Source organism: Aerococcus kribbianus, assembly GCF_026805545.1.
Lineage (GTDB): Bacteria > Bacillota > Bacilli > Lactobacillales > Aerococcaceae > Aerococcus > Aerococcus kribbianus.
The window spans coordinates 163164-190131 of the sequence record NZ_JAPRFR010000001.1 but is presented as its reverse complement, the minus strand read 5'-3'; the positions used below and the strand labels follow the sequence as shown (position 1 = coordinate 190131).

Sequence of the window (26968 nt, the reverse complement as noted above, 5' to 3'; positions counted from 1 at the left end):
TGACCGCTGAAATGATTCATTGACTCGATAGCTGGAACATTATTATCACTATAAAGGAGGCAACATTATGGCCAAATTATTCAACAAAAAAGCTTACTATGACAAAATTTATCATGCAACTAAAAGAAATGACCGGGACAATTTCCGACAACTATTCTTGAAATTACATAGCAAAGATCAGGTAGATGTTTTTCACCGTCTCTATCCCGAAAAGAAACGTAAAATCATTGATTTTATTACGCCCAAAGAATTCGCCCAGCTATTTGATCAATTAGGCGTTGAAGATCAAAAAGCAAGCATCGATTACCTTCCGCGTCATTATCTCAACCAAGTCTTTACCTATGCGGCTAACGATAATGTGGTTGATTTTCTACAAGGCATGGATGAAAAAATGCGGCAAAAAATGTTAGAAGACATGCCAGCTGACCAACGCCAAATCATTGAAAAACTACTACAATACGACCATGAAACTGCTGGGGCCATTATGACCACTAACATGGTAACCCTATCTATAAGGGATACTGTAGGAGAAGCCATTAAATCGGTCCGCCAACAAGGGTTTTCTGCTGAATTAATTTATTATTTATACGTAATTGATCAAAATGCCTATCTACAAGGGGTATTGTCATTAAGAGAATTGATTTTAGCTGATCCTGAAGAAACATTGGCAGATATTATGAACAGTCAACTAGTTAGTGTCAGCGTAGATGAAGATCAAGAACAAGTGGCAAAAATGATGCAAGATTATGACTTATTGGCTGCTCCAGTAACGACTCGTGACGGCGTTTTGGTAGGAATCATCACGATTGATGATATTATGGATGTCGTCGAAAACGAGGCCACCGAAGACTTTCACAAGATGGCTGGTATTACTGATTCCAATAAGGAGGAAAGTGACCAAGCAGAAGGCGTTTTAAAAATTACCAAAGACCGGCTGCCGTGGATCATTATTCTGATATTTATGGGATTAATTTCTGCTAATCTTATTGCCTTTTTTGAAGAAACCTTGAGTCAAGTGGTTTTATTAGCAGCCTTTATCCCTATAATGATGGATACAGCGGGTAACATTGGCACTCAAGCCTTGGCCGTTTCCGTACGGCGTTTAACCACCAAAAATAATTCCCATAGCTTCTTCACTCTATTAGGGCGGGAATTTGGCGCTGGGCTACTTATGGGACTAGGGGCCGCTCTTACCATTTCAGCAGTGGCCTACTTTTTACATGGTAATCCTATTTTGGTGGTCATTGTCGCCAGTGCCATGTTTTTGACCGTCTCTGTGTCAGCAGTGGTAGGGTATATCGTCCCCATACTATTCGATAAATTCGGCATTGATCCCGCTGTGGCATCTGGGCCCTTTATCACCACGATTAATGATGCAGTGGCTTTAACAACTTATTTTTCAATTGCCACATCCTTGCTTCATCTATTTTAAATTTAATTTTGCAAGAGTTGGGAAGATTCTTGATTAACTTAACCATATTCCAATTGTTGACCACTAGAGTGACTTATAAAACTCGCTTTCAATAGTATAGCCATTTAGAAGCAGTGGTTTTTGTCACACCCTCTTGCTATTATGTTAGAATACAGCCAAGTGATCTTAATCGAGGGAGTATACAATGGGGCAAAAAATTAATTACTATTCACTTGCAGACCACGACTATTTATTAGACCAAGCCTTAGCCGTTTACATCGATTCCTTTCAAAGAGAAGAAATCGTCAATACATTACTAGATATCAATGAAGAAACAGTAGGGGACTATCAAGACGCCTTAGCAGCCACCTTAAAACAAATGCTCAAAGCAGGCCATGAATGTGTCCTGGCTTGTATAGACGGTAAGGTATTAGGACTAGCCATTTTATCCTATCCTAATCCTGAAAACCAAGAACAAGTCAGCAGCCAAGACAAACTAAAGACCCTCAAAGAGCAGGCTAAGTTTCTAAAAATGATTCGTTATAGAAATTTGCCAAGATTAGTTAAAACTTACCCGCTAAAAAGTGGTTGGCGTGACGACCATGCTACTTTAGAGATATTAGCCGTCTCTTCAAAGGCACAAGGCAAGAGGATAGGGAGTGGACTCATAAATCACATCAAAGACCACAAACTTAAAAACAGTCAGGGCCTTTACCTAACCACTGGAAATGCAAAAACCGCTGACTTTTACCAAAGTTTTGGCTTTCAACTCGTTGAGGAAAAAAGCAGTCACGGCTTAAATGTCTATCAGTTGGTGTATTCAAAATAAAAATTAGAGTTCTCAATTGGCAATGCCAACTGAGAACTCTAATCTTATTCCTCAACATCTAATAATAAATTTTTAGGAACAGCAAACAGATAGGCTACGATAAATGTAATAACAAATGTAGCTATCCCTACAACGATATATGTTATAAATTGGTAACTATCATAAACATACATCATAGGTGATAGTATAACAGCCAAACCATATGAATTAGCTTGCACACCCAATAGTGAAAGCACCGCACCACCGATTGCTGAACCTGCTAACATAACTGATAGAGGACGTATTCCATATCGTAAAGTAATCCCAAATAAAGCCGGTTCACTAACTCCTAATAATTGGGTTAACCCTGCACTAGTTCCTACAACTTTGACTGTTTTTTTATTGCTCCGAAGGCTAATAGCAAAAGCAACTGCTGCATTAGCAAATCCATACATGGCACATACAGTAATTAAAGGATTAAAACCTGTAGCTGCCAACAAAGTTGTTTCAATAGTAATAAATAAATGATGCATTCCAACCATAACTGAAAGTGGGTAAATAAAACCAATAATCAATCCACCAATACCAAACGGTAGGTGAATAAGACCTTCAATCAAAGTAATTAACCAACCTTCGATAATATGCAAGACTGGTCCTAATATTAACAATCCCAATACTGCTGTAGATAGCAGCACAACAAATGGTGTAAACATCAAATCTAATGAATTTGGCATCCTCTTGCGTGAAAAAACTTCAATTTTAGCGCCTAAATACCCTACTACTAAGGCAACTAATACGCTACCTTGGTATCCCATCAAGGGTATGGAATTAAAAAGATATATAGGTTCGACACCGCTTCCAATATTTGCTATATCATAAGCGTTAGGTAACATTGGCGAAACTAACATAACTCCAGCTACAAATCCTAGAACTGGTGTCCCACCAAATTTCTTAAATGCAGACCAAGTAATTAAAGCTGGCAGAAATTGAAATACAGTATCAGTTAAAATAGATATAAAAAGAGACAATTCTTCTGGAATAATTTCTGGAGTAGCACCAAACCAAGATAAGATCGTTTCATTCAAAATTACTCCCTTTAATCCCATAAACAAACCTGTTGCAACAATGGCTGGGATTATTGGTAAAAATACATCAGATAAATTTCGAACAAATTTCTTTATGGAACCTTCATTTCTTTCTCTTATATCATCAACATCAGCTTCTTTATCAGATAATTCCTTATAATCATTTATGATAGACTGGTATACCTTATTAACAGTTCCTGTTCCTAAGATTATTTGATATTGACCAGAATTATAAAAAACACCTTTGACCTCATCAATTTCTTCAACCGCTTCATCTGAGACTAGGTCTCTATCTTCTAGTTCAAGTCTTAATCTAGTAGCGCAATGTGTAATAGAATTGATGTTTTCAATTCCGATTTCTTTGACAATCGCTTGCCCAATTTTTTTGTAGTCTGTTGTCATGACCAATTTCCTCCTAATTCAACTAAAACTGATTGCATTGGTTCTAAAGAAATAATATTTTCTTCGATGCTAATTCCCTCATGTGTATTTAATATTATTTCATCAATAGTATTATTAATTGTTATTTCAACTTTTTTACTATTAAAATTAGTTAATGATGCAATTACCTTATTACCATCTTCACGAGTGTAAGCCATTACAGCATTTGGAACATTACTGATAAATTTTATTTCACCAAAAATTAAAACATTACGATAATGGCTATGTTGGCGTAAGTTAATCATTTCCTGGTAAAATTTTAATACTGTATTATTAGTAGTGTTTATTCTTGGATATTTTTCTTTCATTGCAATCCAAGGTTTAGACGATGAAAACCCTCCATATTCTTCATTTGTCCAAGGGAAGGGGGTACGCCCATTGTCACGACTACGATTTTGAACGAATTCTATAGATTGTTCACTAGTAAATCCTTCAAGCAAAGCACGCTCATAATTATCGTGGCTAGATATATCATTAAACAAACTAATATCATCCCACTCAACATTTGTCATTCCTAATTCTTGCCCTTGGTATATAAATGGCGTTCCACGTAGGAAAAAATATGATGCTGCTAAAGCTTTCGCACCTATATCGTTTTTAAAATTTGAATCTTTTATTAATTTAGATACTGCGCGGGGTTGATCATGATTTTCAATAAAATTAGCACCCCAACCGTTACTTTGAAGAGCTTCTTGAGAAATTTTAACCAAATTAATGTATTCATCATAAGTCCAGTTACTTTCTCGAAACCATTCGCTTCCGTTTTCGACATCGATATCAGCTGGTTTAAAATCGAAAATCATATTAAAATAACCATTTTTGCCAATGTAATCATTGAATTGCGAATATGGAACACCAGGTGCTTCTCCCACAGTCATCACATTATACTTTTTAAAAGTTTTTTCATTTAATTCAGATAGAAAGCTTGATATTCCTGGTCGATTTCTTGTTTTATGTTTGATGTTAGCTAGGTTGTCAGCGCCATCCGATGGAAGATTATTAAAATCTTGATCTTTTTTAATAAAAGTAATTGAATCAATCCTAAAGCCTGCAATTCCACGTTCTAGCCAGCGATTAATCATGTTATATATTTCATTACGTAATTCATCATTTTCCCAATTTAAATCAGGTTGTTTTTTATGGAAAGTATGTAGATAATAAGTATTTTTCTCTCCATCAATTGGTTCCCAGGCACTGCCTCCAAATATAGAACGCCAATTGTTTGGAGGAGTACCATCTTGACTTTCTTTAATAATATAATAATTACGATACTTACTATTTTTATTTTCTAATGCCTTCTTAAACCATATATGTTCATCAGACGAATGGTTAACAACCAAATCCAATATTATTTTAATATTCAATTCATCAGCTTTAGCAATTAATCGATCAAGGTCATCATTAGTTCCAAATACTGGATTAATATCTTCATAATCAGAGATATCATATCCGTTATCGATTAGCGGTGAGCTGAAAATAGGGGATATCCATATTGTTGTAATGCCTAGTTGGTGTAAATAATTAAGTTCATTTATTATTCCTTGAATATCACCAATTCCATCTCCATTACTGTCCTTAAAACTTTGTGGGTAAATTTGATAAATAACTTCTTCTTTCCACCAATTATCTTGTAATTCTCTTAAATTCATTTTATCCTCCTTATTTATGGTATCGATATCATATTATTGTAAACTTGAACATGGTTATGTAACCATGTTCTTAAGTGGATTCTCTTATTACTAACTCCAATTGTAAGTCTTCAGCACTGAATTCATACTCTTCGTTCTTTAATAATGATATAAGGTAGTTAACGGAATGCATCGCTAACGCATCTATAGGCTGACGAATGGTAGTCAATGGGGTGGATAAAAGCTCACTGTATTTTTGGTCATCGAAACCAATAATAGCTATATCTTCAGGTACTTTAATATTATGTATTGAAAAAGTCTTTAATAAGCCAGCAGCAATTTCATCACTATTTGAAAAGATAACATCTGGCCATTCTTTAATATTTAACTTTAGAATTTTTTCGCCAATATATTTACCATCCTCAATAGTGTGTGATTGATAAAATATCCAATTTTTATTAATTTTAAGATTATAATCATTAATAGCTTTTTCAAATGCTCGTGTTCTGGCGCCACCATGACTATGTCTTGATAAACTCCCGCCAGTACAATATGCAAACTTTCTGTAGCCTTGGTTAAATAAGTAAGTTAATGCATCGTAAGTACCTTGTTCTTGATTACTGTATACTTGGGGGAGTTTTGATTCAGAATTTGCAATATTGCATAAAATAATTGGTCCATATTCTGTATACTGTTCAATATCGTTTGGGCCACTCTCGATAGAACACATTATTATCCCTGCTAAGACTCCTTGTTGGAGTAGCTTTAAAATTCTACTTTCAGCATTTTTATCATCATATGATTGTAAGACGATAATTTGAAACCCTGATATCTTTGCTTCTGCTTCAATTTTATCAACTAAAGATGTAAAAAATGGATTACTTAGCCTAGAAACTAATACACCTATAAAATTTGATTTCTTAGATCTCAATTGAGTTGCAGCAGAGTTTTGAACATAATTAAGTTTTTCCATGGCAATTTCAATTGCTTGTTTTTTACTATCCGTAATATAAGGATGATTATTTAAAAAACGAGAAACAGTTGTAACTGAAACGCCTGCTTCTTTTGCCACTTCTTTTATTGTAGCTATAAGCTCACCTCATTTATGATATCGATTTCATAAATATGATAATGCTTTCTTTTATCATTGTCAAATGCTTTTTTATAATATATTATTCTTAAAACAGATATTAGCTATTGTTTTCACTTAAATTTATAATATTAAACAAAGAAAGAAGGCTCAATATGACTCACATTGAAACCCTAAGTCAGGCTGTTAACCAATTCCGTGATGAACGTGACTGGCGACAATTTCATAAGGAAAAAGACTTAGCCATCTCTATTTCATTGGAAGCTAATGAATTACTAGAACTCTTTCAATGGAAAGACTCTGAAACAGTTCTTGCGAATAAGCAAGAGAGCTTAAGGGATGAACTAGCCGATGTTTTAATTTATGCCTTAATGTTGGCTGATAATCTGGACTTTGATTTAGAAGAGATTATTATGGCTAAATTGGAGAAAAATCGGCAAAAATATCCTATTGAAAAGGCCAAGGGTTCTGCCAAAAAATACACCGAACTCTCCGAATAAAAACGCTAAGCAAGCTGCAGCCAATAATGCAGCTTGCCTTTTTGTTTACAGTTAATAAGGGCATCTTTGCTATAATTTTGCTTCTTTTCTCAATTAAAATAGCTTATAATAAGACAATCTTTCAGAAAAAATCTGTATCGAGAGGACGTCTATAATGTCATATCATCTCAAATCAGCACATAAAAACTATCTCGAGTGGCTACCATCATTCAATGCTAGCCAACTAAAATCCCTGGCCATGCTTTCTATGCTTATTGACCATGTCAATAAAGTCTTAATCGGGCCTTATTTAACAGGCCAGGCAGGTATATTGGCCTTTGTTTCTAGCTTATTTGATATCCTAGGGCGGATTGCCTTTCCTTTGTTTGCATTTTTTATTGTAGAGGGCTTTTTCAAAACCCATAATCGTCTGAAATATTTGTTGCGACTCTTACTATTTGCCGCTATTTCAGAGATTCCCTATGACTTATTCATGTCTTATCAGTTGTGGAATCCCAATGCGAATAATGTATTGTGGACCTTTATTATTGGCTTTGGCTTAATTTGGCTGAGTGATTGCCTGATCAAAACTGCTAAGACAACTTGGCTTAAAATAGGAGCTGGAATAATTATTGCAATCTTACTAGCCATTAGCTGTTTAATAGCGATGCTTGCTTCAACCGATTATGAACACTATGGCGTCCTCATTATCTTTGCCTTCTATTTATTTTATAACCAAGTTTGGATTGCTTCAGTATTTGGTCTAGGAATCCTTTACAAGGAAAGGTGGTCTTTCCTTGGCTTTTTAGCGGTTTTATCCTACAACGGGGAACGGGGTCAGCAAAATAAATGGCTGGCCTATTGCTTTTACCCAGCTCACTTACTTCTCATTGGTATCATTCGCCAAATTCTTGGAGTATAAAAACAATGACAATAAAAGCAAGATATTTGTGTTTTGACCAATTTTCACCTATAGTTAAATTATCGAACGATTAAACAAAGGAGTGTTTTGGATGAGTTTACGTGAACAAATGATTGGCACTTGGAAATTAATCTCTTATCAATCAGAGGATGAATCAGGAAATACCATCTATCCTTTTGGTGAAGATGCGAGAGGGTTTATTATGTATAACCCTGATGGTTACATGTCTGCTCAATTGACCAAAGTTGGTCGGCCTGCTTACGCTTCTGGTGATATTCATACGGGTACCACCGAAGAAATGGCTACCGCCGCTCATGGTTACATGGCTTATTCTGGCCGCTTCGAACTCGATGAAGAAAAGGGCGAAGTCACTCATCATATGGATGTTTCTATGAATCCCACCTGGGAAGGACAAGCTCAACCACGTTTAGCGACTATTGAAGGCGACAAATTAACTGTTATAAATGGTGAACGCCCTGAAGACAAGCTCATTTGGCAACGCGTTGAAGAAAATCACTAAGCATTTTTAGGAGGTCTAATTATGACAAAAGATAATCGTACTGTTATCGTCACTGGTGGCTCGCGTGGTATTGGTAAGGCCATTGCCCAAGCCTTTGTTGACAATGGAGACTTTGTTGCTATCCTTGGACGCAACGGTGAAAAAGCACAAGAAACTGCAGAAGAATTAGGCAATGCTAAAGGTTACTCAGTAGACGTCACTGATTCTGACTCGATTAAAGACTTTTTTAAAAATTTAGAAGCTGAACGGGGTGGGGCAGACGTCCTGGTTAATAACGCTGGAATGCAGTATATTTCAGCAGTTGAAGAATTTCCCGAAGAAAAATGGGATCAAGTCATTGATACTATCCTAAAAGGAAGCTTCTTAATGACTAAACATGCCTTGCCTTATATGCAAGACCAAGAATATGGTCGTATCATTACCATTTCTTCTGGTCATGGCCGTCGTCCTGACAAATTCAAGTCCGCTTACGTGGCCGCAAAATTTGCCCAACTTGGTTTCACCAAGACTGTCGCTATGGAAAACGCGCAAAAAGGCATCACGGCCAATAGTATCCTACCAGGTGCCACCAACACCTCATTGATTCAAAATCAATTAGCGGATCTTGCCGAACGTGATGGCAGTAGTGAACAAGAAGCCCTAGAAACACATATCCTAGGCGCCCAATGGATGAAGCAGCTCATTGAACCCGAAGAAATCGGCGCAACAGCTGTCTTTCTAGCCTCTGACGGTGCAGCCAAAATCACTGGTGAAGACCTCGGTATCACTGGTGGCGAATCTTAATTCATAAATTAGATAAATACTTAGCCAACATTCTCTTTAGGAGTGAGTGTTGGCTTTTTATCTGCTATAATAATGGTAGTAATAAGTTTAGGAGTGACATATTTGGGTGCGGTAATTGACGCGATTATGGTAATTATAGGAACAGGCATTGGTTTGTTATTTCGGCAGGGGATACCTGACCGAGTTGCTGATACTGTCCAATCGGGACTAGGTCTAGTCGCCATTATATTAGGTATTCACGGGGCATTAGCTAGCTCAAATCCTATTATCTTAGTGGTGTCAATTGCTTTAGGGGCGGTTGTTGGTGAGAGTCTTGGGATTGACCAAAGCATCAATCGGGCTGCTGTTAGCTTGCAGACACGATTTTCTAAACCCGGTAAGACCAATCTAGCGGAAGGCTTTATTGCAGGAACTTCGTTGTTTTGTGTGGGGTCCTTAGTCATCGTAGGCTCCTTGGAGAATGGTTTGTTGGGTGATCCTACTACCTTATTGACTAAAAGTGTCTTAGATGCCATTTCAGCTATCTTTTTAACGGCATCATTTGGTGTAGGGGTAGGATTAGCGGCTATTTCGGTCTTGGTGATTGAAGGGGGCATCATTATCTTTTCCCGCTTATTAGCCCCCATCTTATCGGAAGCGGTGATTACAGAAATTGTTGCCGTGGGATCCTTATTATTGCTAGCTTTAGGATTAAACCTATCTGGAGCCACTAAGTTTCGGGTCATGAATTATACGCCTGCAATTATTTTCCCAGTAATTTTGTTGCCACTCTTGCACGCATTTTTTGCTTAATTTGCTTACACGACCAAAGGAGTGATGATAATGAAACACCTGTTACTTATCTCTTGCAGCTTACTACTTTTAACTGCTTGCCAAACAGAAAATTCCCATGCTTCTAATACCGAAGCCAACAGTCAACCCACTAGTCAAAGCCAAAGTCAAGAGCGCTCCTTAACAAATCAAAATGAGACGACTACTAGCCAAGCGGCGACTGAGAGTCAGGACAAGCCTTCCCAAGAAGAAAGTAAAGTATCTGATTATTACCCTTTAACTGCAAATTATCAGGCCCATTTTCAAGGTGAGGGCAATGAGTTTTCATCCTTTGACCGCGTTTATGACTTCATCGAGGACAACTACGTCCAATCACGAACAGATAATTCGGGGACAAGTGTCATGGAAATTGTGCGGGTAGGTGAGGATCGTGTTGATTTAATCACCACCCAGCCAGAATTTTATATTCGTGAAAACTATATTCCGCGTTTCAAAGACCAAGCCGCTGAAAAGACCTTACTCAAGGCGCCTCTAGAAGTAGGAACGAATTGGGATAATTCAGATGAGCACCGTGAGATTACTGCGCTTGATCAAGACATTAAACTAGCCAACGGTGACAGTGTGCCTAGTATCGAAGTCACGGTGACGGGTGAGGGCATGGTGAGCAAGGAATACTATGCTAAAGATTACGGTTTAGTTTATGAAGAAACCGTGATGGATGGAGAAGACGCACCGATTGCTAGCTCGCGTTTAGAAACGATGACCACTGATGGTTGGGAAGAAACCATCACGGTCACCCAAGTCAACGACCAAGGGGATGATTACTATGAAGAAAACGTAGACGTTCCTATAGAAACCAACACTCGCATGCGTGATGAATTCCAAAAACTCTTATCAGGCGCTAATGATTTACAAGCCTTACTTCCTGAAGGCACCAAAATCAATGCCCTACATACCAATAATTTGGACCATTCCACTGTTTATGTAGACTTCTCTCCAGAAATTGAAACAATCAAGGGAAGTACAGCTAGCCAAACGTCTTACCATGCCATCTTCAAAACTTTAGCCGATTATTACCATGCGGATCAAATCGTAGCCACGGTCAATAATGAACCCATTGAAATTGACCAGGTAGGGCCTTTGCCACAACCTTATATTATTAGCCAAAATTAAATACCAATAGGGGTTTACATTTTTTCTTTTACTCGCTATACTGTCTAACAGCGATATCTTTAATTCCATCCCGTGAGATGGACAAGATAGAGAACACGTTTATAAGCCCAAGGACCTCCTTGTATGCTTGGATCCGTCTCTATCGAGAGAGTCGTAGAATACATCATATTAGGAGGTTTTTGTATGCAAAAAAATAAATCCCCGTACTATCAAGCTGAACTAGGTGCCCGCTCCGGACGTTTACTTAAACAAGAAGAGGCCACTGTCACTGCTTTAAGTCATGACAATTATGTCAGCCAATCACAACAATACCAAGGCTTTTGGCAAATGTTTGTGATTATGATGGGCTTTACTTTCTTCTCGCCATCAATGATTGCTGGGGGACAATTAGGCCTTGGCCTTAACATGAAAAACTTTGTGATTGCCTTAGTCGTGGGTAATCTCTTTTTGTGCCTTTACACCGGTTTACTCGGCTATATTGGCCAAAAAACTGGGATGTCACTGGACGCTTTAGCCATGAAATCTTTTGGTCGTAAGGGGTCCTATATTCCTTCAATCATTATTGGGATGACGCAAATGGGTTGGACTGGAGTGGGTTTAGCAATGTTCGCCTTGCCTGTCGCCAACTTTTTGAGTTTTAATCCTTATCTTTTAGTTTTAATCTTTGGCGTTTTAGTACTAGCAACTACCTTATACGGTGTCAAAGGGCTAGCCGTACTCGGTTCCGTGGCAGTACCCGCTATTTTAATCCTGGGGCTATATTCCACCCAAGTCTCTATCCAAGCAGTAGGGGGCGTGAGTCAATTATTTTCTGAGTCACCTGCCCAGCCCTTGACCATGTCAGCGGCCTTAGCAATCGTTATTGGTAACTTTATTTCTGGAGGAACAGCGACTCCAAACTTTACCCGATACGGTAAAAACGCGACCTCAACCTTACTGGCCACAGGGATTGCTTTCTTTATAGGTAATATCTTAATGTTTGTTTTTGGTGCTTCAGGAGCAGCTGCTTTCGGCAAGGCAGATATCTTTGATGTTCTAATCCTACAAGGCTTAGCCATTCCCGGTATCTTGTCACTAGGGTTCAATATTTGGACCACTAACAATAATTCACTATATACCGCAGGCTTATCATTTGCTAATGTCAGCAAGCTATCATTCAAGAAAGCCACAATTATTATGGGGGTTTTAGCCACCTGTTTAGCGATCTTTCTCTATAATAATTTTACTGCCTATCTGTCATTTTTAGGGGCCATGATTCCCCCAATTGGTGGCATTATTATTGCCCATTATTTTATGTACCGTGAATCTTATCAATCACAGGCAATCAGTAAAACTATTGACTATTCAGCAATTATTGCCCTCCTAGCAGGTGTTTTAATCGGTAGCTTGATGACTTGGGGGATTGCTTGCTTGAATAGTTTATTTATAACCATCCTTGTCTATGTTGTAATCAATTTAGTAAATAAGAAAGGTTAGAGGCTTATGTTAATCAAAAATCTTTTAATTGAAAATGCCGAAACAGCACAAGATATCCGTATTGAAAACGGCAAGTTCACTGAAATCGCTGCTCACATTGAAGCGGGTCCAGGTGAAGAGGTTATTGACGGGGCTGGACACTTAGCCTTACCACCATTTATTGAACCTCACATCCACCTAGACACCTGCCTAACTGCTGGCCAACCAAAATGGAACGAATCAGGGACCTTATTTGAAGGAATTGAAACCTGGGCGCTCCGCAAACAATCACTCACCAAGGCTGATATCAAAGACCGGGTCAACCGCCTTGTTCGAATGCAAGCAGCCAATGGCATTCAATATGTCCGTACCCATGTCGATGTCACTGACCCCAAACTCTTAGCCATGGAAGCTTTACTTGAATTACAAGAAGACTTGAAAGACACTATCGAAATTCAAATCACTGCCTTTCCTCAAGAGGGCATTCATTCCTTCCCTAATGGTAAACAATTGTTAGAAGAAGCAGTGAAAATGGGGGCTGACGTTGTTGGCGCCATTCCCCACTATGAATTCAACCGAGAATATAGTGTTGATTCCTTACGCTTCGCCGTTGATCTGGCTGAAAAATACGACAAATTAGTTGATGTCCACTGTGATGAAATTGATGATGACCAATCGCGAGGCTTAGAAACACTAGCTACACTTGCTTATGAGAGTGGGCTTAAAGAACGGGTGACAGCTTCCCATACCACTGCGATGGGATCTTATAACGATGCTTATGTTAGAAAACTAATGCGCCTATTAGGGCTAGCTGATTTAAACTTTATCGCTAACCCCTTAGTCAATATCCACTTACAAGGACGGTTGGATTCTTACCCTAAACGTCGTGGTCTCACCCGTGTCAAAGAACTCATTGCCAATGGAAACACCGTTGCATTTGGTCATGATGATGTTTTTGACCCTTGGTATCCACTAGGCGATGGGAATCCACTCGAGGTCATCCATATGGGCCTCCACGTTGGACAATTAATGGGTTACCAAGAGATTATGGATTCTTACCACTTCTCAACCCATTCTGCTGCTCGTTGCCTCAACATCCAAGACCGCTATGGCATTGAGGTCGGCAAACCAGCTAATCTTATCATTATGAATAACAATAATTTCTATAATGCCCTTAACCAACGTTCCGAAGTACTGTATTCCATCAAAGAAGGCCGCATCTTAGCCAAAACCCAACCCAAAGTAAAAGACGTCTTATTTTAATCAAATACATTTACATTGAATAAGACACTCCCGTATAATAGCTGAGTCATTAGTCAACTATACGGGAGTTTTTATTTTGCCAAACAATAGACTGCTGTCATATAACGTTAGCTTATTACATGCGTAGGTAAAAGGGGGCATAGAGGCTGACAAAAATCGGTAAATCAATAATAGGGATAACTATTAAACAAAAAACCATGTATGCTCAATCGCATACATGGTCCGCAATTATCGCTTACAAATCAATTTAGAAGTCAAATTCATCAATGTGGATTCGCTCTTGTTCCACTTCATTATTTAATAGTAAATCCTTAGTTGCATTAATCATCACGCCTGGTCCACAGATAAAGAATTCCGCATCACCATATAATTCATGAACACCAATTTTCTCGAGAAACTTATCTGAAATAAAACCATGGTCATAATTTTCAACTTCATCCACACTATAAATCAAATCATAGTCAAAATTAGGATTGTCCTTCTTGAAGGCTTCTAGGTCATCTAGCATAAAGGTATCCTCCTTCAAGGATAGGGCCCAAATCAAATGAATCCGACGTTGGGTGCTTTCTTCAATTTCATGACGAATAATGGCGAGGTTAGGGGTCAAGCCAATCCCACCGGCTAGGAGCACGAAAGGCTTGTCACTGGCTTCGATGGCAGGCTGATAGTAATCGCCATAAGGACCATCAAGTTTTGCCTTGTCACCAACTTGCACCTTGTCTAAGGACCCTGACCAATCCCCTGACTCTTTGATCATAAATTGGATACGATCAGGAAATTCTTCAGTGATGGCGCTTGACACTGAGAAGGGATGGGCTTCGCTACCCACGCCATCCACATCTTTTAAGTAAATTGAGAAGTAGTCACCCGGACGATAGGTTGGTAATTTCCCATTAACTGGTTTCAATTCCAAAGCCCAAAGTGTTGGAGTTTCCTTTTCAATGCGAACCACCTCAAATTTAGAAGACATCGCGATGCTTAACTTCCAAATCAAGTAATAGGCAATCGTCCCAAATGTCACAATGGTTAAGGCAGTGAAGTAAGGTTGTACGAACCGGGTGAAGGTAAAGAACTGTTGCAAGTAAGCAAAAACAATGGCACCTATACCAGTAATCCGGTGCACCCAAAGCATCACTTCCCGGTTGAGGCCTTCTTTGATTTTCAAGAGGGCAGGGAATTTTTGAATAAACATACCTGATAATGATAGCATCCCAGATAGGAGACCACATAACATACAGATAAAAGCGAGGTAACCAAAAATAGTCGTCAAACTTCTAAACATTGCTCCCACACCAGACCAGAAGTGGATAATATGGAAGAGAATAATCAAACAAGCCAGTAGCGTCATAACCGCGTGGGTTTCATACATCTTAGGCATCCCGATATGTTTCTCCAGAAAACGGGGACGAGACGCAATAAATAAACCAACCACCATAAATGTATGGGCCATAATGGCAGAATAAACCGTAATCAACCAAGTAAAACCATTCGATTCGCCGATAGAAACCAGATAGAGGGCAAATAATCCACCACCGATAACAAATGAAATTAAGGGTAATAGCCATCTCTCCATAAATATCTTCATTAGCCGACACCTTCCTTTTCAATCAATGCATCATAAAGTAAGTCACTAGAATAGCCTTCAATATTTAAAGCCGTTTCTTCTTCGCCTGACCATTCTTCAAAACTGTAGTAGTCAGAAAATAGCCATAATATCAAAGCAAATACCGCAACCGTGGCCACTAGCATTTGTAAGGTGTATATAAACAAACCTTTCTTCACAGAAATCCCTCCCTGAAATTTTTCATAATCATTTTATAAACACATTAAAACCTAAGTAACCGTTCACATGTGCTTTATATAATTTTAACATACCAAATATTTGAGCACTAGGGGATTAATTATATTTTTCACATGGATTTTAAATGTAAGCTTAATTATTGTATTCCCACTCATTTTCGGTTATTATATATAATAGCAAAAAATGCATAATTTCGAGATAATCGTTTCTATCTTAGTGTTTTTTCATAGGCAGTGAGATAATTAACTCATTTTATTGAATTTTACATGCGTTACCATTTGCAAAAAACAAAAATGAAGGAGTTTTACAATGGTAAAATTTATGCAAAAAGTGCCAGCGGGTACTTTCCTGTTTCCAATGTTACTTAGCGCGCTTATCTATACCTTTTTCCCAGGTGTATTTAATATCGGAGGGGTAACAGAAGCTTTTCTGGGTGGCGACCATACCACCTTCCTAATCGCAATGATTACATTTTTCTCTGGTATCGGACTAGATGTGAAGGGCTTAGGAAAATTATTTAAACGTCACGGTGTGCTCTTCATCGTTAAACTGATTTTAGCAATTGGCTTGAGTTTCTTATACATGACGCTCTTTGGCCAAGAGGGGATTTTAGGAATAAATGCGATGGCCTTTACCATTGTAATGTCCTCAATAAACCCGGCCTTATACTTATCCCTAGTGGGAAGTTATGGTGAAGATATCGATACCGGCGCATTTGGAATTACTTCAATTTTCGCTATTCCAGTCCTACCGTTATTCATCTATTCCTTCCAAGGCGGGGGCGAATTTGATTGGATGCCAATCCTTTCTACCTTGATTCCTTTCTTTGTTGGAATGTTCTTAGGAAATATTGATAAGGATTTCAATGATATCTTCAAGGGCGGAATTGCTGCGGTTGTCCCACTTCTAGGTTGGAAAGTCGGCTATGGCTTAAACCTACTTGATGCCTTACAAGCCTCATTAGTGGGAATTGTCTTAGTCATTATCTTCTACGTGATTATGTCACTAATGGTAGTAACAGATACTTTAGTTCTTAAAAACGACGGAGTAGCAGCCGGATCCATGTTAGGGGTCGCTAATGCCTCTTCTGCCTTCCCAGCGATGATTGCTGCTTCAGTCCCAGCGGCTCAACCTTATGTTAGTGATGCCACTGCACAAATTCTTGCCACAGCGATTATCACAATTTTAGTGACACCTATCATAGTCAATAAACTCTATGAAAAAGCCCATGGCCAAGATGATAAAAAGAAAAACCAACAAAAAGCCTAAACAAACAAAGTAATATAAAAAAGCGCAACCTCTACAAAATAAGAATGGGGTTGCGCTTTTTTGTATAATCTAATGGGGGACAAAAACGGGCGATACGATATTAACTTACTCCTCTTCAGCTAAGAAATCACGCATGCGTTTGATGAAGTCTTTTAAGACCATAATCCTAGCATAGCGTTTATCGTTACCTGGCACTAAAAGCCAGGGGGCATGGTCAGTTGAAGTGCGTAAGAACATTTCGTTCATAGCTTCCACATAGTCGGAGAATTTTTCCCGGTTACGCCAGTCTTCATCGGTAATCTTGTATTGTTTATCAGGATTTTTCTCCCGACCCATGAACCGGTCATATTGCTCGTCTTCGTCAATAATAATTAAATATTTCAAAACTAAGTAGCCTTGGTGGGTCAAATTGTGTTCCATTTGGTTGATTTCAGCATAAGCTTCTTGGGTCCGATAATCAGGTGTAAAACCCTCAATGGCTTCCACTAAAACGCGGCCATACCAAGACCGGTCAAAAATGGTCATCCGACCTTGACTGGGGAAGTCACGATAAAAACGCCATAAATAATGGTGGCTATCTTCCTCTTCATTAGGCGCCGCCACTGTTGCCACATCATAACCCCGGGGATCCATCAACCGAGTCAGCCGTTCGATATTACCCCCTTTACCTGCAGCATCCGTGCCTTCATAGGCAATAATGACACCCTTATCTTCACGATAAGCCTGGTAGAGCAAGTCAGCGGCTTCTTCTTGGAGGGCATCCTTGATATCATGGTAGTCTGATTCAGAAATTGTCAAACTTAAATCCAGTGTGGATAGGGGAGGGGTTTGTTTAGAGAGATCTTCTAATTGGGGGAGGGGACGCTCTAAGTCAGCGGCCAACCACTTTTCTAGTTCATCTATACAAGTAGCTAGGGCCAAACGGGATTGGTCTTTTTTGCCATCAGTATAGAGGATATGCCATGGACTGTGGGCAAAATTGGTACGATTTAAAATCTCAGAAAAATGCTTAAAGTAGTCCTTATAGTGTTTTAATTGGTCATAATCACTGTCATCCAGTAAGACATCACGGTAGTCATCCTGTTCTAATGACGCAATTCGGTTAGCCATTTCGCTTTTACTTTGATGGATAAAGAATTTCACAATCAAGGTATCGTCATCATGCAAGGCACGTTCCACAAAGGAAATATCATTAATAATATGTTCTAAACGTTTACCTGACAAATCTAAGGAGTGGAAAAGGTCATAGTAAAAGGACCGATCAAAAAACATAATCTGACCCTTACGCGGTGCCCGACGGAAAAACCGTCTCAGGTAGGGGAACTTGGAATCGTCCACACCGGATTCTTCGAAAACTTCTACTTCAAAATATTTCGGATCCAACTCACGAGTTAGGTCTTTCAGTAAGAACCCCTTACCACTAGACTCCCAACCATCAACAATCACTAACATAGATTTGTCAGTCTCTTGTAATTGGCGATGCACTTTAGCAAATGCTTCACCCAATTCAGACCGCTTCTTATCGGATAATTCTTCAGAAATTTCATAACGTTTCACTTTCTTACTTGGTAACATAAACCCACCTTTTTCTCGGCTTGACAGCGCTTTTCTTTCATTATAGCGAAGGTAGAGCCAATGATAAAGTCAGACTACCTAGATAACACTTATTTAAATTAATAATACTAACTGTTGCAATAAAACTAAAAGATGAGCGCCTTTGTTCTAGTCTCAAAAAGAATGCCACACTTATTCTGAGTTTGCTTCTTATTGACTTCATGCTAGAATAGACTGATAAGTACCAATAGAGTACATACCATTTAACAGAGGAGGAATATAATGCTGAAAAAAATGCGTCCCGATGAATTTAGCCAAGTCTTCGAAATTATGGTGGCCAGTTTCCCTGAGAGTGAGCGCCGTGACTATGCAGGTGAGAAAGCCTTGTTAGACTTAGATTATTACCATATCTATGTCTTCCGTGATGACGATAAAGACCAGGTTCAAGCCTTTATTGCGATTTGGGACTTGGATGACTTTCTCTATGTGGAACACTTTGCAGTGAGTGGGCAATACCGTAATCTCGGATTAGGGGGTAAAATTTTAGACGAATTTGCTAACCAAGCCGATAAAACGATTATCTTAGAAGTCGAACCTCCTCAAGATGAGTGGGCAAAACGGCGGATTGGCTTCTATAAACGGTATGAATTTCACTACAATGACTATGCCTACTTCCAACCCAAATTATCTATTGACCACCCAGAATTACCACTACGGCTAATGTCCTATCCAGAAGCAATGACAGAAGAGCAGTTTATCGCTACCCGAAAAAACCTCTATGCCAAAGTTTATGATTATAGTCTGGATGAAGAATAACCTTCTACTACAAGTAAATAAGAATCTAAGCAACAGGTGACTTACTAATGAGTCACCTGTTTTTAGTTAGGATCCAAAAATCAGAACAAATTCTTTTTATTGCAATCAATTAATGTAAATTTTGTGTAAATTAATGGTTTTTATAGTAATAATGGAACCATTAATAGTATAATTATAGTAGCAAGAGACGGTCATCATAAATAGGGTAGGGGGCCACATGACGTCCTAAAAAGTTAATGAGAAGAAATACGCGCTCGCCATAGGAAGGAGAATATAAACTATCAGCCAGTAATAAAGGAGGTTAACTCATGAAAGTATTAGGAAAATTCCTGCTTAGAGTATTGCTTATCGCTTTAGTAATTTTTCTGATGATTAGCCTGATTCGTTGGGTGAATTGGCGTCGCTATAAGGATCAACTTCCCAGTGATCAAACAAGTTCGACCTACAATAATCCCACTGACCTGAGTCGATACCAAACAAGTATCGACGAGGTAAATGTTGACCGCATTAACCAAGATGCCATTCAAGGCTTTCATTTACTACCCGAAGATAAAACGTCTCAAGGAGTAGTCGTGACCTTTGGCGGGTCAGAAGGGAGCCCTGATTACGATCGTGCCATACAAATCGCTCAAGCCGGCTATGAAGTATATGCCTTATTTTATTTTGGTATGCCTAAGCAACCGCAAACATTAGCTGAAGTGCCACTTGACTTTTTTGGTGATTTTCTAGAATTAATTGATGAAGACCAACCCTTGACCCTAGTTGGTTCTTCCAAAGGGGCCGAATTAGCCCTTAATTTAGCTACCATTTATCCTGATGCCATTGATCAAGTAGTGGCCTTTGCACCAACCTCTCATAGCTTTTTCGCTCTCGATACTAAAAACATGAAGCAATCTTCATGGGCCTATCAAGGCAAGCCACTGCCTTACTTGAAGCAAACTGTCGCATCCTTCTCCTCCTTCATCAAAATGATCAGTGGTTTTGTTTTTCTGACACCAGTTCACTTTACAGCGACCTATGCTAGTGTCTTAGAAAGGAGTGCTGTTGAAGACTTAGAAGCCAGTCGAATCAAAGTGGAGGACTATTCTGGAGAGATTCTCTTATTCGCAGGTGGTGATGATCAAATGTGGCCCAGTAAAGCGATGGCAAAAGACCTCGCCAACCACAATGACCGAATTCAGCTAGAAATTTATCCTGAAGCAGGCCATCTCTTCTATAATCCAGGTGATATCATCGGCAACCAATCCAGCCTACTAGCAGTAGGGGGTAGCTCAGAAGCTAACCAAGCAGCAGCTGAGGCAAGTGAAAAGTTGTTAATGGAGAAATTAGCAGAGTGGCATGGAGAATAAAAATTAATAAAAAATCCTAAAAAAGAGCACGCAATGCCTTTTCTTCAGGATTTTTTGTTAAGGGCTTACAAAACGAAGTTATCTAACTAGCAAGACACATTACTTTCCTATAAACTATAGGTAAGTATTATCAAAATAGGGCAAATTAAGGAGGATTTCATATGGGACGTGTACAAGATAAAGTTGTTTTAATTACTGGTGGCGGTTCTGGAATCGGTGCAGCTAGCGCTAAACTCTTGGCCAAAGAAGGGGCTCAAGTCATCATTACCGGACGTACCCAAGAAAAATTAGATAACGTCAAGGCTGATAATGACCAAATTCATACCATCCAACAAGATGTCACTAAGGCAGAAGACTGGGACCGAGTAATTACAGAGATTAAAGAAAAGTACGGTCACTTAGATGGCTTAGTGAATAACGCAGGTATTACAGGTCCTGAAGAAGGTAGCATTGAAGACCTCACCGACGAAACTTTCTACCAAATTATTGATACTAATATTTATTCAGTATATAAAGGCATGCAAGTTGCAATTCCATTAATGCGTGAGGCTGGTAAGGGTTCAATCGTCAATATCTCATCAACATCAGGTTTAGTAGGGACACCAGATGCTGCGGCGTATGGCGCTAGCAAATTTGCCGTGCGTGGCTTAACTCAATCAGCTGCCTTAGAATTAGTAGATGATCATATCCGTGTGAACTCAGTCCATCCCGGGGTCGTAGAAACAGAAATACGACTGTTCGAGGAAGTAGTTGAGACCACACCAATGAAACGTGTTGGTAAGGCAGAAGAAATTGCCTATCTTGTTTTATACCTCATTTCTGACGAATCCACATTCTCAACTGGCGCAGCTTTTACCGCTGATGGTGGGTATACGGCTAAATAAAAAATTACTAAATAATTCTAAAAAAATTGAATATAAAAACCTCTAAAGTTAAATTCTTAATCAACTTTAGAGGTTTTTATCTTTAGAAATTAAATTTTTACCACCTTGTTGACTATGAATAAAAAATTTTCTTCTTATAATATGATATAATCCGTATAAAGAGCGTGTTAGTAAAAACCGATATTGTTAATAAATAATCGCTAAAATATTAATTTCATATAAAAAGTAAATCACTTATTAGTTATTTAAAACGGGGTGAATAAAATTAAAAAGTTAATTAAAAGTAACGATCGCGTTAAACAACATGGAGAAGTATTCACTCCGGACTGGATGGTTCAAAAAATGTTGGATATTCCTGAAATTAAAAATGCGACAGAATCTTATACCAAAACCTTTCTTGAACCTGCTGCTGGTGATGGAAACTTTTTAGTAGCTATCTTAGAGAGGAAACTTGCCAGTGTAAAAAAAGAGTTCCTCAATAAAACACTCATAGAATACGAAAGTCATGCCTTATATGCCTTATCAACATTATATGGCATTGAACTCTTAGAAGATAATGCTCAAATGTGTGCCATGAATCTTGCGACCACCTTTCAGAAAGAATACCTAGAAGTCGTCCAATTATTCCATGGTGAAGCTAATGATGACGTTATAAAAAGTGCAAATTATATCATCAGTAAAAATATAGTTAATGGTAACTTTTTGACACGAAAAGATCGTATTGGAGATCCTATTACTTTTACAGAATGGGAAGTTTGTGAAGTAACACCCTTAGGCGAATTAGTTGTGAGTCAAACTGATTATACGCTTGATGAAATTTACGATAATGCAGACCATCAAAAGGGAACTATGAATGACTATCCGAAGTTCTACGAAGAATATGACTTATTTGCTGATTATGATTTTGGCGAAGAAATAGATGTGTCTTTTGATAAATACGGATATGCTGAGGTTGTGATTAGCAAAGTTTATAAAGAGGAGATTGAGTACTATGACAACTGATAAAACCATAATCAAACCTTATTTTTCAAGAAAGAATAAAGTTTACGGCTATAACACCGATCAGTTAATAGATAGGGACCCTGGTTTTGTCAAAGTAGGAGAGACAACCCATGAAGATGTCAATCAAAGAATTCACCAACAAACAGGAACTCTAGGGGTCAAATATAATTTATTATGGGATAAAATAGCTCAACGAACTGATGGTACTTGGTTTTCAGATAAAGATTTGCATCGTTATTTCAGGGAACAAGGAATTGAACAAGCACAATTTGGCTCAGCGACTGAATGGTTTGATTTTAAGGGGCATCCAGAACATTCTGAGGAAATGGTCGATAATTATATCGTCATCCCTAAGAATGATATTCCACATTCAGAGCATTCAGAATATCATTTACGACCAGAACAAGAAGATGCCATTAATCAAACAATGGCTTATTTCTACCAGTCAAAGAATCAAAATGATCAACGCGAATTTTTATGGAATGCCAAACCACGGTTTGGAAAAACTTTAACGACTTATGATTTTATGAGAAAAATAGAATCTTATCGAACTCTAATTGTTACCAATCGCCCAGCTATTGCAAATTCATGGTTAGATGACTTTAATCGTTTTATAAGGTGGCGTAAAGAAGAAGGCTTTTATTTTGTTTCAGATACTGATTCATTAAAAGGAAAAGCTCGAACTCGAGAAGAATTTGTAAAAGAGGTTCTTATTGATGACGAAGAAGCCAAGTTAGTAGCATTTGTTTCTTTACAAGATCTAAAGGGGTCAGTACATTTTGGTGGTGGATTTGAAAAATTAGGTTGGATTGCTAATGAAAACTGGGATCTTCTAGTTATTGATGAAGCACATGAAGGAGTAGATACATTAAAAACCGATAAAGCCTTTGATAATCTCAACCGTAAATTCACCTTGCATTTATCAGGGACACCATTTAAAGCTTTGTCGGATGGCAAATTTAAGCAAAATCAAATCTATAACTGGACTTATGTAGATGAGCAGGCAGCCAAACATGAATGGGATGCCAACACACCTGAAACTAATCCTTATGCAAATCTTCCTGAATTAAGCATGTTCACTTACCAGATGAGTGAACTGATTCAAGAAAGAGTTGAAAAAGGAATACAAGTATCAGAAGACACCAATATTGATTTTGCCTTTGATTTGAATGAATTCTTTAAAACAAATGAAAATGGTAAATTCGAATACGAAGAAGACATAAAAAGATTTTTAGATAATCTCTGTGAAGGTGAAATGCCATTCTCGCAGAATAAATACCGTAATGAATTGAACCACACCTTCTGGCTACTATCTCGAGTTGACTCAGTAAAAGCACTTGAAAAACTATTGAAAAAACATCCTATATTTAAAGATTATGAAATCATTATCGCAGCTGGAGATGGTAAACCTTTAGAAAATAACCAGGAAGATGAGGTTAATGATTCAATTCTTAATCAAGAAGCTATAGATACCCGTCGAGTAGCGAAAAGTTATAATCGCGTTAAAACAGCAATTAAAAAGCACAATAAAACGATTACTTTATCAGTTGGACAATTAACAACTGGTGTCACTATTCCTGAATGGACAGCAGTCTTTATGTTAAACAATATTGTGAGTCCCGCACTCTATTTCCAAGCTGCATTCAGGGCACAAAATCCGCACTCGTATACTGACAGCAAAGGCAATTTAATTCTTAAGGAAAGAGCTTATGTTTTTGATTTCAGTCCTGATCGTACACTTCAGTTATATGATGATTATGCTAATAACTTATATGAAAATTCTAAACGATTATCTGATGATGAAAGAAAAGAAAATGTTAAAGAGCTTATTAACTTTTTCCCTGTGATTGGGGAAGATGAATCTGGTAAAATGATAGAATTTTCTGCTGAGGATATTATGATTCTCCCTAATCGCATTCGTTCAAGAGAAGTTGTTCGTAATGGTTTTATGAGTAATCTTTTGTTTAAAAACATTGGAAATATTTTTAATGCACCGCAAGAAATTCGCGATGCGTTAAACCAATTGCCTGAGGAAAAAGGGTGGAAATCTATTGAAACAACTGAAGAAATTACTAAGCAGAACCCTATGGTGGATGATTACGGAGAGATAGATGTACCAGATAATATTATTACAGACAAAACCAATAATATTTTCCAGGTGCAAGAATCGCCATTTGGTAAGAAATTATACAAAAATTCAACGATTGAAGAACTATTAAAAAAATCGCCTAAACAATATTATAATGATTTTAATACCCACACTAACAAAGCAACAGCAACTGAATTATATAGTAGTAATATGAATACTACTAAAACTCAGGCAAAAGATGATATCAACCAACAAGAAAGAAACGCACAAGAGAAAATTACTTTTAGAAAAGATGAATTATCGAGTAAATATAATCAAATTCAAAATGATTTTAATCGTCAAAATAATGAAATTGAAAAAAGACAAAAAATTGAACTCGATAACACTTTAACTCAAAAAGACAAAGAACTAATTGACGAAAAATATAATAAAGAAAAATTAAATACTGCTCGACAAAATGAAGAATTATTAAATCAGGTAAAAACTGAGTTTACCCAATCTTTAGAAACCGATTTAAGAAATAGCCAAGAAGAAATCATTAAAGAACGTATTGAAAAACAAGAAACCACTAAAAAAAATACTGAAGAAATGGAGGTCCGTGATCGACTTAGAGGCTTCACTCGGACAATTCCTTCAGCGCTAATGGCATATGGTAACAAAAATACAACAGTGGATAACTTTGAAGTTAATATATCTGATGAAACATTCCTCGAATTAACCTCTATCACCAAACATCAATTCCAGTTATTAAGAGATGGATGGGTAAAAACAAAAGAAGATGGTGAACCCCAAACAGATCAACTCGGAAATATTCAACGATACGATGGTTTCTTCAACAAGGCTGTTTTCAATGCTTCTATACAAGAATTTTTCAATAAAAAAGAAGAGCTTTCTAATTACTACGAACGTAATGATACTGAAACAATTTTTGATTATATTCCACTGCAAAAGACTAACCAACAATTTACTCCAGTATCAATGGTTATAAAAATGGTAGATGCTTTGGAAGAAGAAAATCCTGGTATTTTTAGTGATTCCAGTAAAACATTCTTGGATCCTTATGCTAAATCTGGTCTATTCCTATCAGAAATCGCACGTAGACTATTTGATGGTTTAAAGGAAGAATTTCCTAATGAACAAGAGCGACTTAAACATATTTACGAACACCAACTCTATGCAATTGCACCTACTAATATTACTTATAATATTCTTCTAAACCATATTTTTGATGGTTTAGAAGGAATATCTAATAGAAATATTATCGAATATGACTTAACTGAAGTAAGTAAAGCAGGAAAAATGGAAGAGACAATTAATCGATTATTCAAGAAAGGAGATTTTTAATGAAGTTTGATGTAATTATAGGTAATCCTCCATACCAAGAAGAAGCAAAAGGAAAGAATAAATTTACTGCTCCTTTATATCATAAATTTATGGAACAGTCTTATATTATTTCCAATAAAGTGTTACTCATCACACCAGCACGTTTTCTTTTTAACGCTGGCAGCACTCCGAAATTATTTAATCAAAAAATGTTAAACGACACTCATTTTAAAATAATCTATTATGAGCCAAAATCAAATAACATATTTCCTAATACTGATATAAAAGGCGGAATTGTAGTTTCATATAAAGATGCAAAAAAGAACTTTGGACCAATAAATACATTTACTCCTTTCAGTGAATTAAATTCTATATTACAAAAAGTTAAAAAAATTCACGAAATTTCAATTTCAAATTATATTTATCCTCAAGATAAGTATAATTTAAATGAGCTGTATAACGATTATCCAGAATTAAAATCTATCATAGGAAGTAATGGTAAAGACAGAAGGCTAAGAACAAATGCTTTTGAAAGATTAAATGTTTTTACGAAAACTAATTTATGTGATGATGATTACAAAATTATTGGTTTAATTAAAAACAAAAGGACATATAGGTATATAAAAAATAAATATATTGCTAAAAGTCCAAATCTAAACAAGTTTAAAGTTTTTGTTCCCAAATCAAATGGATCAGGTGCTTTAGGAGAAGTATTAAGCACGCCCATGATTGGGCAGCCCATGATTGGGCATACCCAATCATTTATAAGTATTGGTATATTGGATAATGAAAATGAAGCGAATAATTTATTAAAATATATTAAAACTAAATTCACAAGAGTGCTATTAGGAACTTTAAAAGTCACACAAGACAATCCAAAATCAACCTGGGAAAATATTCCTATTCAAAACTTTACAAATAAATCTGATATTGATTGGACCCAAAGTATTGCTAATATAGATCAACAGTTATACAAAAAATATAACTTGTCTGATACAGAGATTAGTTTCATAGAAAACAATGTCCAAGAAATGAATTAAACTATAGAAGGA

23 protein-coding genes are annotated in these 26968 nt (G+C 37.4%); 17 read left to right on the top strand and 6 right to left on the bottom strand.

Features of this window, described 5'->3' with window-relative positions; translation table 11 throughout:
• The first annotated feature begins 67 nt into the window (after positions 1-67).
• Both mgtE and OW157_RS00915 read left to right on the top strand, forming a co-directional pair.
• Entirely contained in the window at positions 68-1432 is a 1365-nt protein-coding gene (gene mgtE / locus OW157_RS00920) for a magnesium transporter (protein ID WP_268751455.1), read from the top strand.
• A gap of 184 nt (positions 1433-1616) precedes the next feature.
• Positions 1617-2240: a GNAT family N-acetyltransferase gene (locus OW157_RS00915; protein WP_268751454.1), complete on the top strand. Its 624-nt coding sequence runs from the start codon at positions 1617-1619 to the stop codon at positions 2238-2240.
• Between the two features lie 44 nt (positions 2241-2284).
• Here the strand turns inward: OW157_RS00915 and OW157_RS00910 are convergent, their stop codons facing one another.
• The 3 genes from OW157_RS00910 to OW157_RS00900 form a co-directional block, all read right to left on the bottom strand.
• Positions 2285-3706, bottom strand: coding sequence for a PTS transporter subunit EIIC (locus OW157_RS00910; protein WP_268751453.1), 1422 nt, complete (start codon positions 3704-3706; stop codon positions 2285-2287).
• Entirely contained in the window at positions 3703-5394 is a 1692-nt protein-coding gene (locus OW157_RS00905; protein ID WP_268752766.1) for an alpha-glucosidase, read from the bottom strand. The genes OW157_RS00910 and OW157_RS00905 overlap by 4 nt, the downstream gene beginning before the upstream one ends.
• Before the next feature lie 70 nt (positions 5395-5464).
• Positions 5465-6445 carry a LacI family DNA-binding transcriptional regulator gene (locus tag OW157_RS00900; protein ID WP_268751451.1) on the bottom strand — a complete coding sequence of 327 codons (981 nt, stop codon included), beginning with the start codon at positions 6443-6445 and terminating at the stop codon, positions 5465-5467.
• Between the two features lie 173 nt (positions 6446-6618).
• Here OW157_RS00900 and OW157_RS00895 point away from each other — a divergent pair, with 173 nt between their 5' ends.
• From OW157_RS00895 to codA, 8 genes are all read left to right on the top strand, one after another.
• Positions 6619-6963: a nucleotide pyrophosphohydrolase gene (locus OW157_RS00895; RefSeq protein ID WP_268751450.1), complete on the top strand. Its 345-nt coding sequence runs from the start codon at positions 6619-6621 to the stop codon at positions 6961-6963.
• 154 nt (positions 6964-7117) lie between these two features.
• A complete protein-coding gene (locus OW157_RS00890) occupies positions 7118-7864 on the top strand; it encodes a TraX family protein (RefSeq protein ID WP_268751449.1) in 747 nt (248 codons plus the stop codon).
• Between the two features lie 91 nt (positions 7865-7955).
• Positions 7956-8384, top strand: coding sequence for a lipocalin-like domain-containing protein (locus OW157_RS00885; RefSeq protein WP_268751448.1), 429 nt, complete (start codon positions 7956-7958; stop codon positions 8382-8384).
• 21 nt (positions 8385-8405) lie between these two features.
• Positions 8406-9167: an SDR family NAD(P)-dependent oxidoreductase gene (locus tag OW157_RS00880; RefSeq protein ID WP_268752765.1), complete on the top strand. Its 762-nt coding sequence runs from the start codon at positions 8406-8408 to the stop codon at positions 9165-9167.
• A gap of 102 nt (positions 9168-9269) precedes the next feature.
• Positions 9270-9959: a DUF554 domain-containing protein gene (locus tag OW157_RS00875; RefSeq protein ID WP_268751446.1), complete on the top strand. Its 690-nt coding sequence runs from the start codon at positions 9270-9272 to the stop codon at positions 9957-9959.
• A gap of 30 nt (positions 9960-9989) precedes the next feature.
• Entirely contained in the window at positions 9990-11111 is a 1122-nt protein-coding gene (locus OW157_RS00870; protein ID WP_268751445.1) for a GerMN domain-containing protein, read from the top strand.
• Between the two features lie 183 nt (positions 11112-11294).
• A complete protein-coding gene (codB, locus tag OW157_RS00865) occupies positions 11295-12587 on the top strand; it encodes a cytosine permease (protein WP_268751444.1) in 1293 nt (430 codons plus the stop codon).
• 6 nt (positions 12588-12593) lie between these two features.
• Positions 12594-13829 carry a cytosine deaminase gene (gene codA, locus OW157_RS00860; RefSeq protein ID WP_268751443.1) on the top strand — a complete coding sequence of 412 codons (1236 nt, stop codon included), beginning with the start codon at positions 12594-12596 and terminating at the stop codon, positions 13827-13829.
• Positions 13830-14076: 247 nt separating this feature from the next.
• On the opposite strand, the gene OW157_RS00855 is transcribed toward codA, so the two are convergent.
• On the bottom strand, positions 14077-15414 hold the full coding sequence (locus OW157_RS00855; RefSeq protein ID WP_268751442.1) for an FAD-dependent oxidoreductase: 1338 nt from the start codon (positions 15412-15414) through the stop codon (positions 14077-14079).
• Entirely contained in the window at positions 15414-15611 is a 198-nt protein-coding gene (locus OW157_RS00850; protein WP_268751441.1) for a hypothetical protein, read from the bottom strand. The genes OW157_RS00855 and OW157_RS00850 overlap by 1 nt, the downstream gene beginning before the upstream one ends.
• A gap of 328 nt (positions 15612-15939) precedes the next feature.
• On the opposite strand from OW157_RS00850, the gene OW157_RS00845 reads away from it, so the two are divergent.
• Positions 15940-16899 carry a 2-keto-3-deoxygluconate permease gene (locus OW157_RS00845; RefSeq protein ID WP_268751440.1) on the top strand — a complete coding sequence of 320 codons (960 nt, stop codon included), beginning with the start codon at positions 15940-15942 and terminating at the stop codon, positions 16897-16899.
• Positions 16900-17004: 105 nt separating this feature from the next.
• On the opposite strand, the gene OW157_RS00840 is transcribed toward OW157_RS00845, so the two are convergent.
• Entirely contained in the window at positions 17005-18474 is a 1470-nt protein-coding gene (locus OW157_RS00840; protein ID WP_268751439.1) for a phosphate:AMP phosphotransferase, read from the bottom strand.
• A gap of 261 nt (positions 18475-18735) precedes the next feature.
• Here OW157_RS00840 and OW157_RS00835 point away from each other — a divergent pair, with 261 nt between their 5' ends.
• From OW157_RS00835 to OW157_RS00810, 6 genes are all read left to right on the top strand, one after another.
• Positions 18736-19269, top strand: coding sequence for a GNAT family N-acetyltransferase (locus OW157_RS00835; protein WP_268751438.1), 534 nt, complete (start codon positions 18736-18738; stop codon positions 19267-19269).
• Between the two features lie 308 nt (positions 19270-19577).
• Positions 19578-20618, top strand: a complete 1041-nt coding sequence (locus OW157_RS00830; protein WP_268751437.1) for an alpha/beta fold hydrolase — start codon at positions 19578-19580, stop codon at positions 20616-20618.
• 161 nt (positions 20619-20779) lie between these two features.
• Positions 20780-21502: an SDR family NAD(P)-dependent oxidoreductase gene (locus tag OW157_RS00825; protein ID WP_268751436.1), complete on the top strand. Its 723-nt coding sequence runs from the start codon at positions 20780-20782 to the stop codon at positions 21500-21502.
• Between the two features lie 255 nt (positions 21503-21757).
• Positions 21758-22504, top strand: coding sequence for an N-6 DNA methylase (locus OW157_RS00820; RefSeq protein ID WP_268751435.1), 747 nt, complete (start codon positions 21758-21760; stop codon positions 22502-22504).
• Complete coding sequence (locus tag OW157_RS00815) at positions 22494-25937, top strand: DEAD/DEAH box helicase (protein WP_268751434.1); 3444 nt, start codon at positions 22494-22496, stop codon at positions 25935-25937. Before OW157_RS00820 ends, OW157_RS00815 begins: the two co-directional genes overlap by 11 nt.
• The gene (locus tag OW157_RS00810) at positions 25937-26956 is read left to right on the top strand and encodes an Eco57I restriction-modification methylase domain-containing protein (RefSeq protein WP_268752764.1); all 1020 of its coding nucleotides are present in this window, start codon (positions 25937-25939) and stop codon (positions 26954-26956) included. The genes OW157_RS00815 and OW157_RS00810 overlap by 1 nt, the downstream gene beginning before the upstream one ends.
• Positions 26957-26968 lie beyond the last annotated feature (12 nt).

Bases quoted from the DNA above. Each gene is read 5' to 3' on its own strand.
- mgtE (WP_268751455.1), top strand. From the start codon at position 68: ATGGCCAAATTATTCAACAAAAAAGCTTACTATGACAAAATTTATCAT.
- OW157_RS00915 (WP_268751454.1), top strand. From the start codon at position 1,617: ATGGGGCAAAAAATTAATTACTATTCACTTGCAGACCACGACTATTTA.
- OW157_RS00910 (WP_268751453.1), bottom strand. From the start codon at position 3,706: ATGACAACAGACTACAAAAAAATTGGGCAAGCGATTGTCAAAGAAATC.
- OW157_RS00905 (WP_268752766.1), bottom strand. From the start codon at position 5,394: ATGAATTTAAGAGAATTACAAGATAATTGGTGGAAAGAAGAAGTTATT.
- OW157_RS00895 (WP_268751450.1), top strand. From the start codon at position 6,619: ATGACTCACATTGAAACCCTAAGTCAGGCTGTTAACCAATTCCGTGAT.
- OW157_RS00890 (WP_268751449.1), top strand. From the start codon at position 7,118: ATGTCATATCATCTCAAATCAGCACATAAAAACTATCTCGAGTGGCTA.
- OW157_RS00885 (WP_268751448.1), top strand. From the start codon at position 7,956: ATGAGTTTACGTGAACAAATGATTGGCACTTGGAAATTAATCTCTTAT.
- OW157_RS00880 (WP_268752765.1), top strand. From the start codon at position 8,406: ATGACAAAAGATAATCGTACTGTTATCGTCACTGGTGGCTCGCGTGGT.
- OW157_RS00870 (WP_268751445.1), top strand. From the start codon at position 9,990: ATGAAACACCTGTTACTTATCTCTTGCAGCTTACTACTTTTAACTGCT.
- codB (WP_268751444.1), top strand. From the start codon at position 11,295: ATGCAAAAAAATAAATCCCCGTACTATCAAGCTGAACTAGGTGCCCGC.
- codA (WP_268751443.1), top strand. From the start codon at position 12,594: ATGTTAATCAAAAATCTTTTAATTGAAAATGCCGAAACAGCACAAGAT.
- OW157_RS00855 (WP_268751442.1), bottom strand. From the start codon at position 15,414: ATGAAGATATTTATGGAGAGATGGCTATTACCCTTAATTTCATTTGTT.
- OW157_RS00845 (WP_268751440.1), top strand. From the start codon at position 15,940: ATGGTAAAATTTATGCAAAAAGTGCCAGCGGGTACTTTCCTGTTTCCA.
- OW157_RS00840 (WP_268751439.1), bottom strand. From the start codon at position 18,474: ATGTTACCAAGTAAGAAAGTGAAACGTTATGAAATTTCTGAAGAATTA.
- OW157_RS00835 (WP_268751438.1), top strand. From the start codon at position 18,736: ATGCTGAAAAAAATGCGTCCCGATGAATTTAGCCAAGTCTTCGAAATT.
- OW157_RS00830 (WP_268751437.1), top strand. From the start codon at position 19,578: ATGAAAGTATTAGGAAAATTCCTGCTTAGAGTATTGCTTATCGCTTTA.
- OW157_RS00825 (WP_268751436.1), top strand. From the start codon at position 20,780: ATGGGACGTGTACAAGATAAAGTTGTTTTAATTACTGGTGGCGGTTCT.
- OW157_RS00815 (WP_268751434.1), top strand. From the start codon at position 22,494: ATGACAACTGATAAAACCATAATCAAACCTTATTTTTCAAGAAAGAAT.
- OW157_RS00810 (WP_268752764.1), top strand. From the start codon at position 25,937: ATGAAGTTTGATGTAATTATAGGTAATCCTCCATACCAAGAAGAAGCA.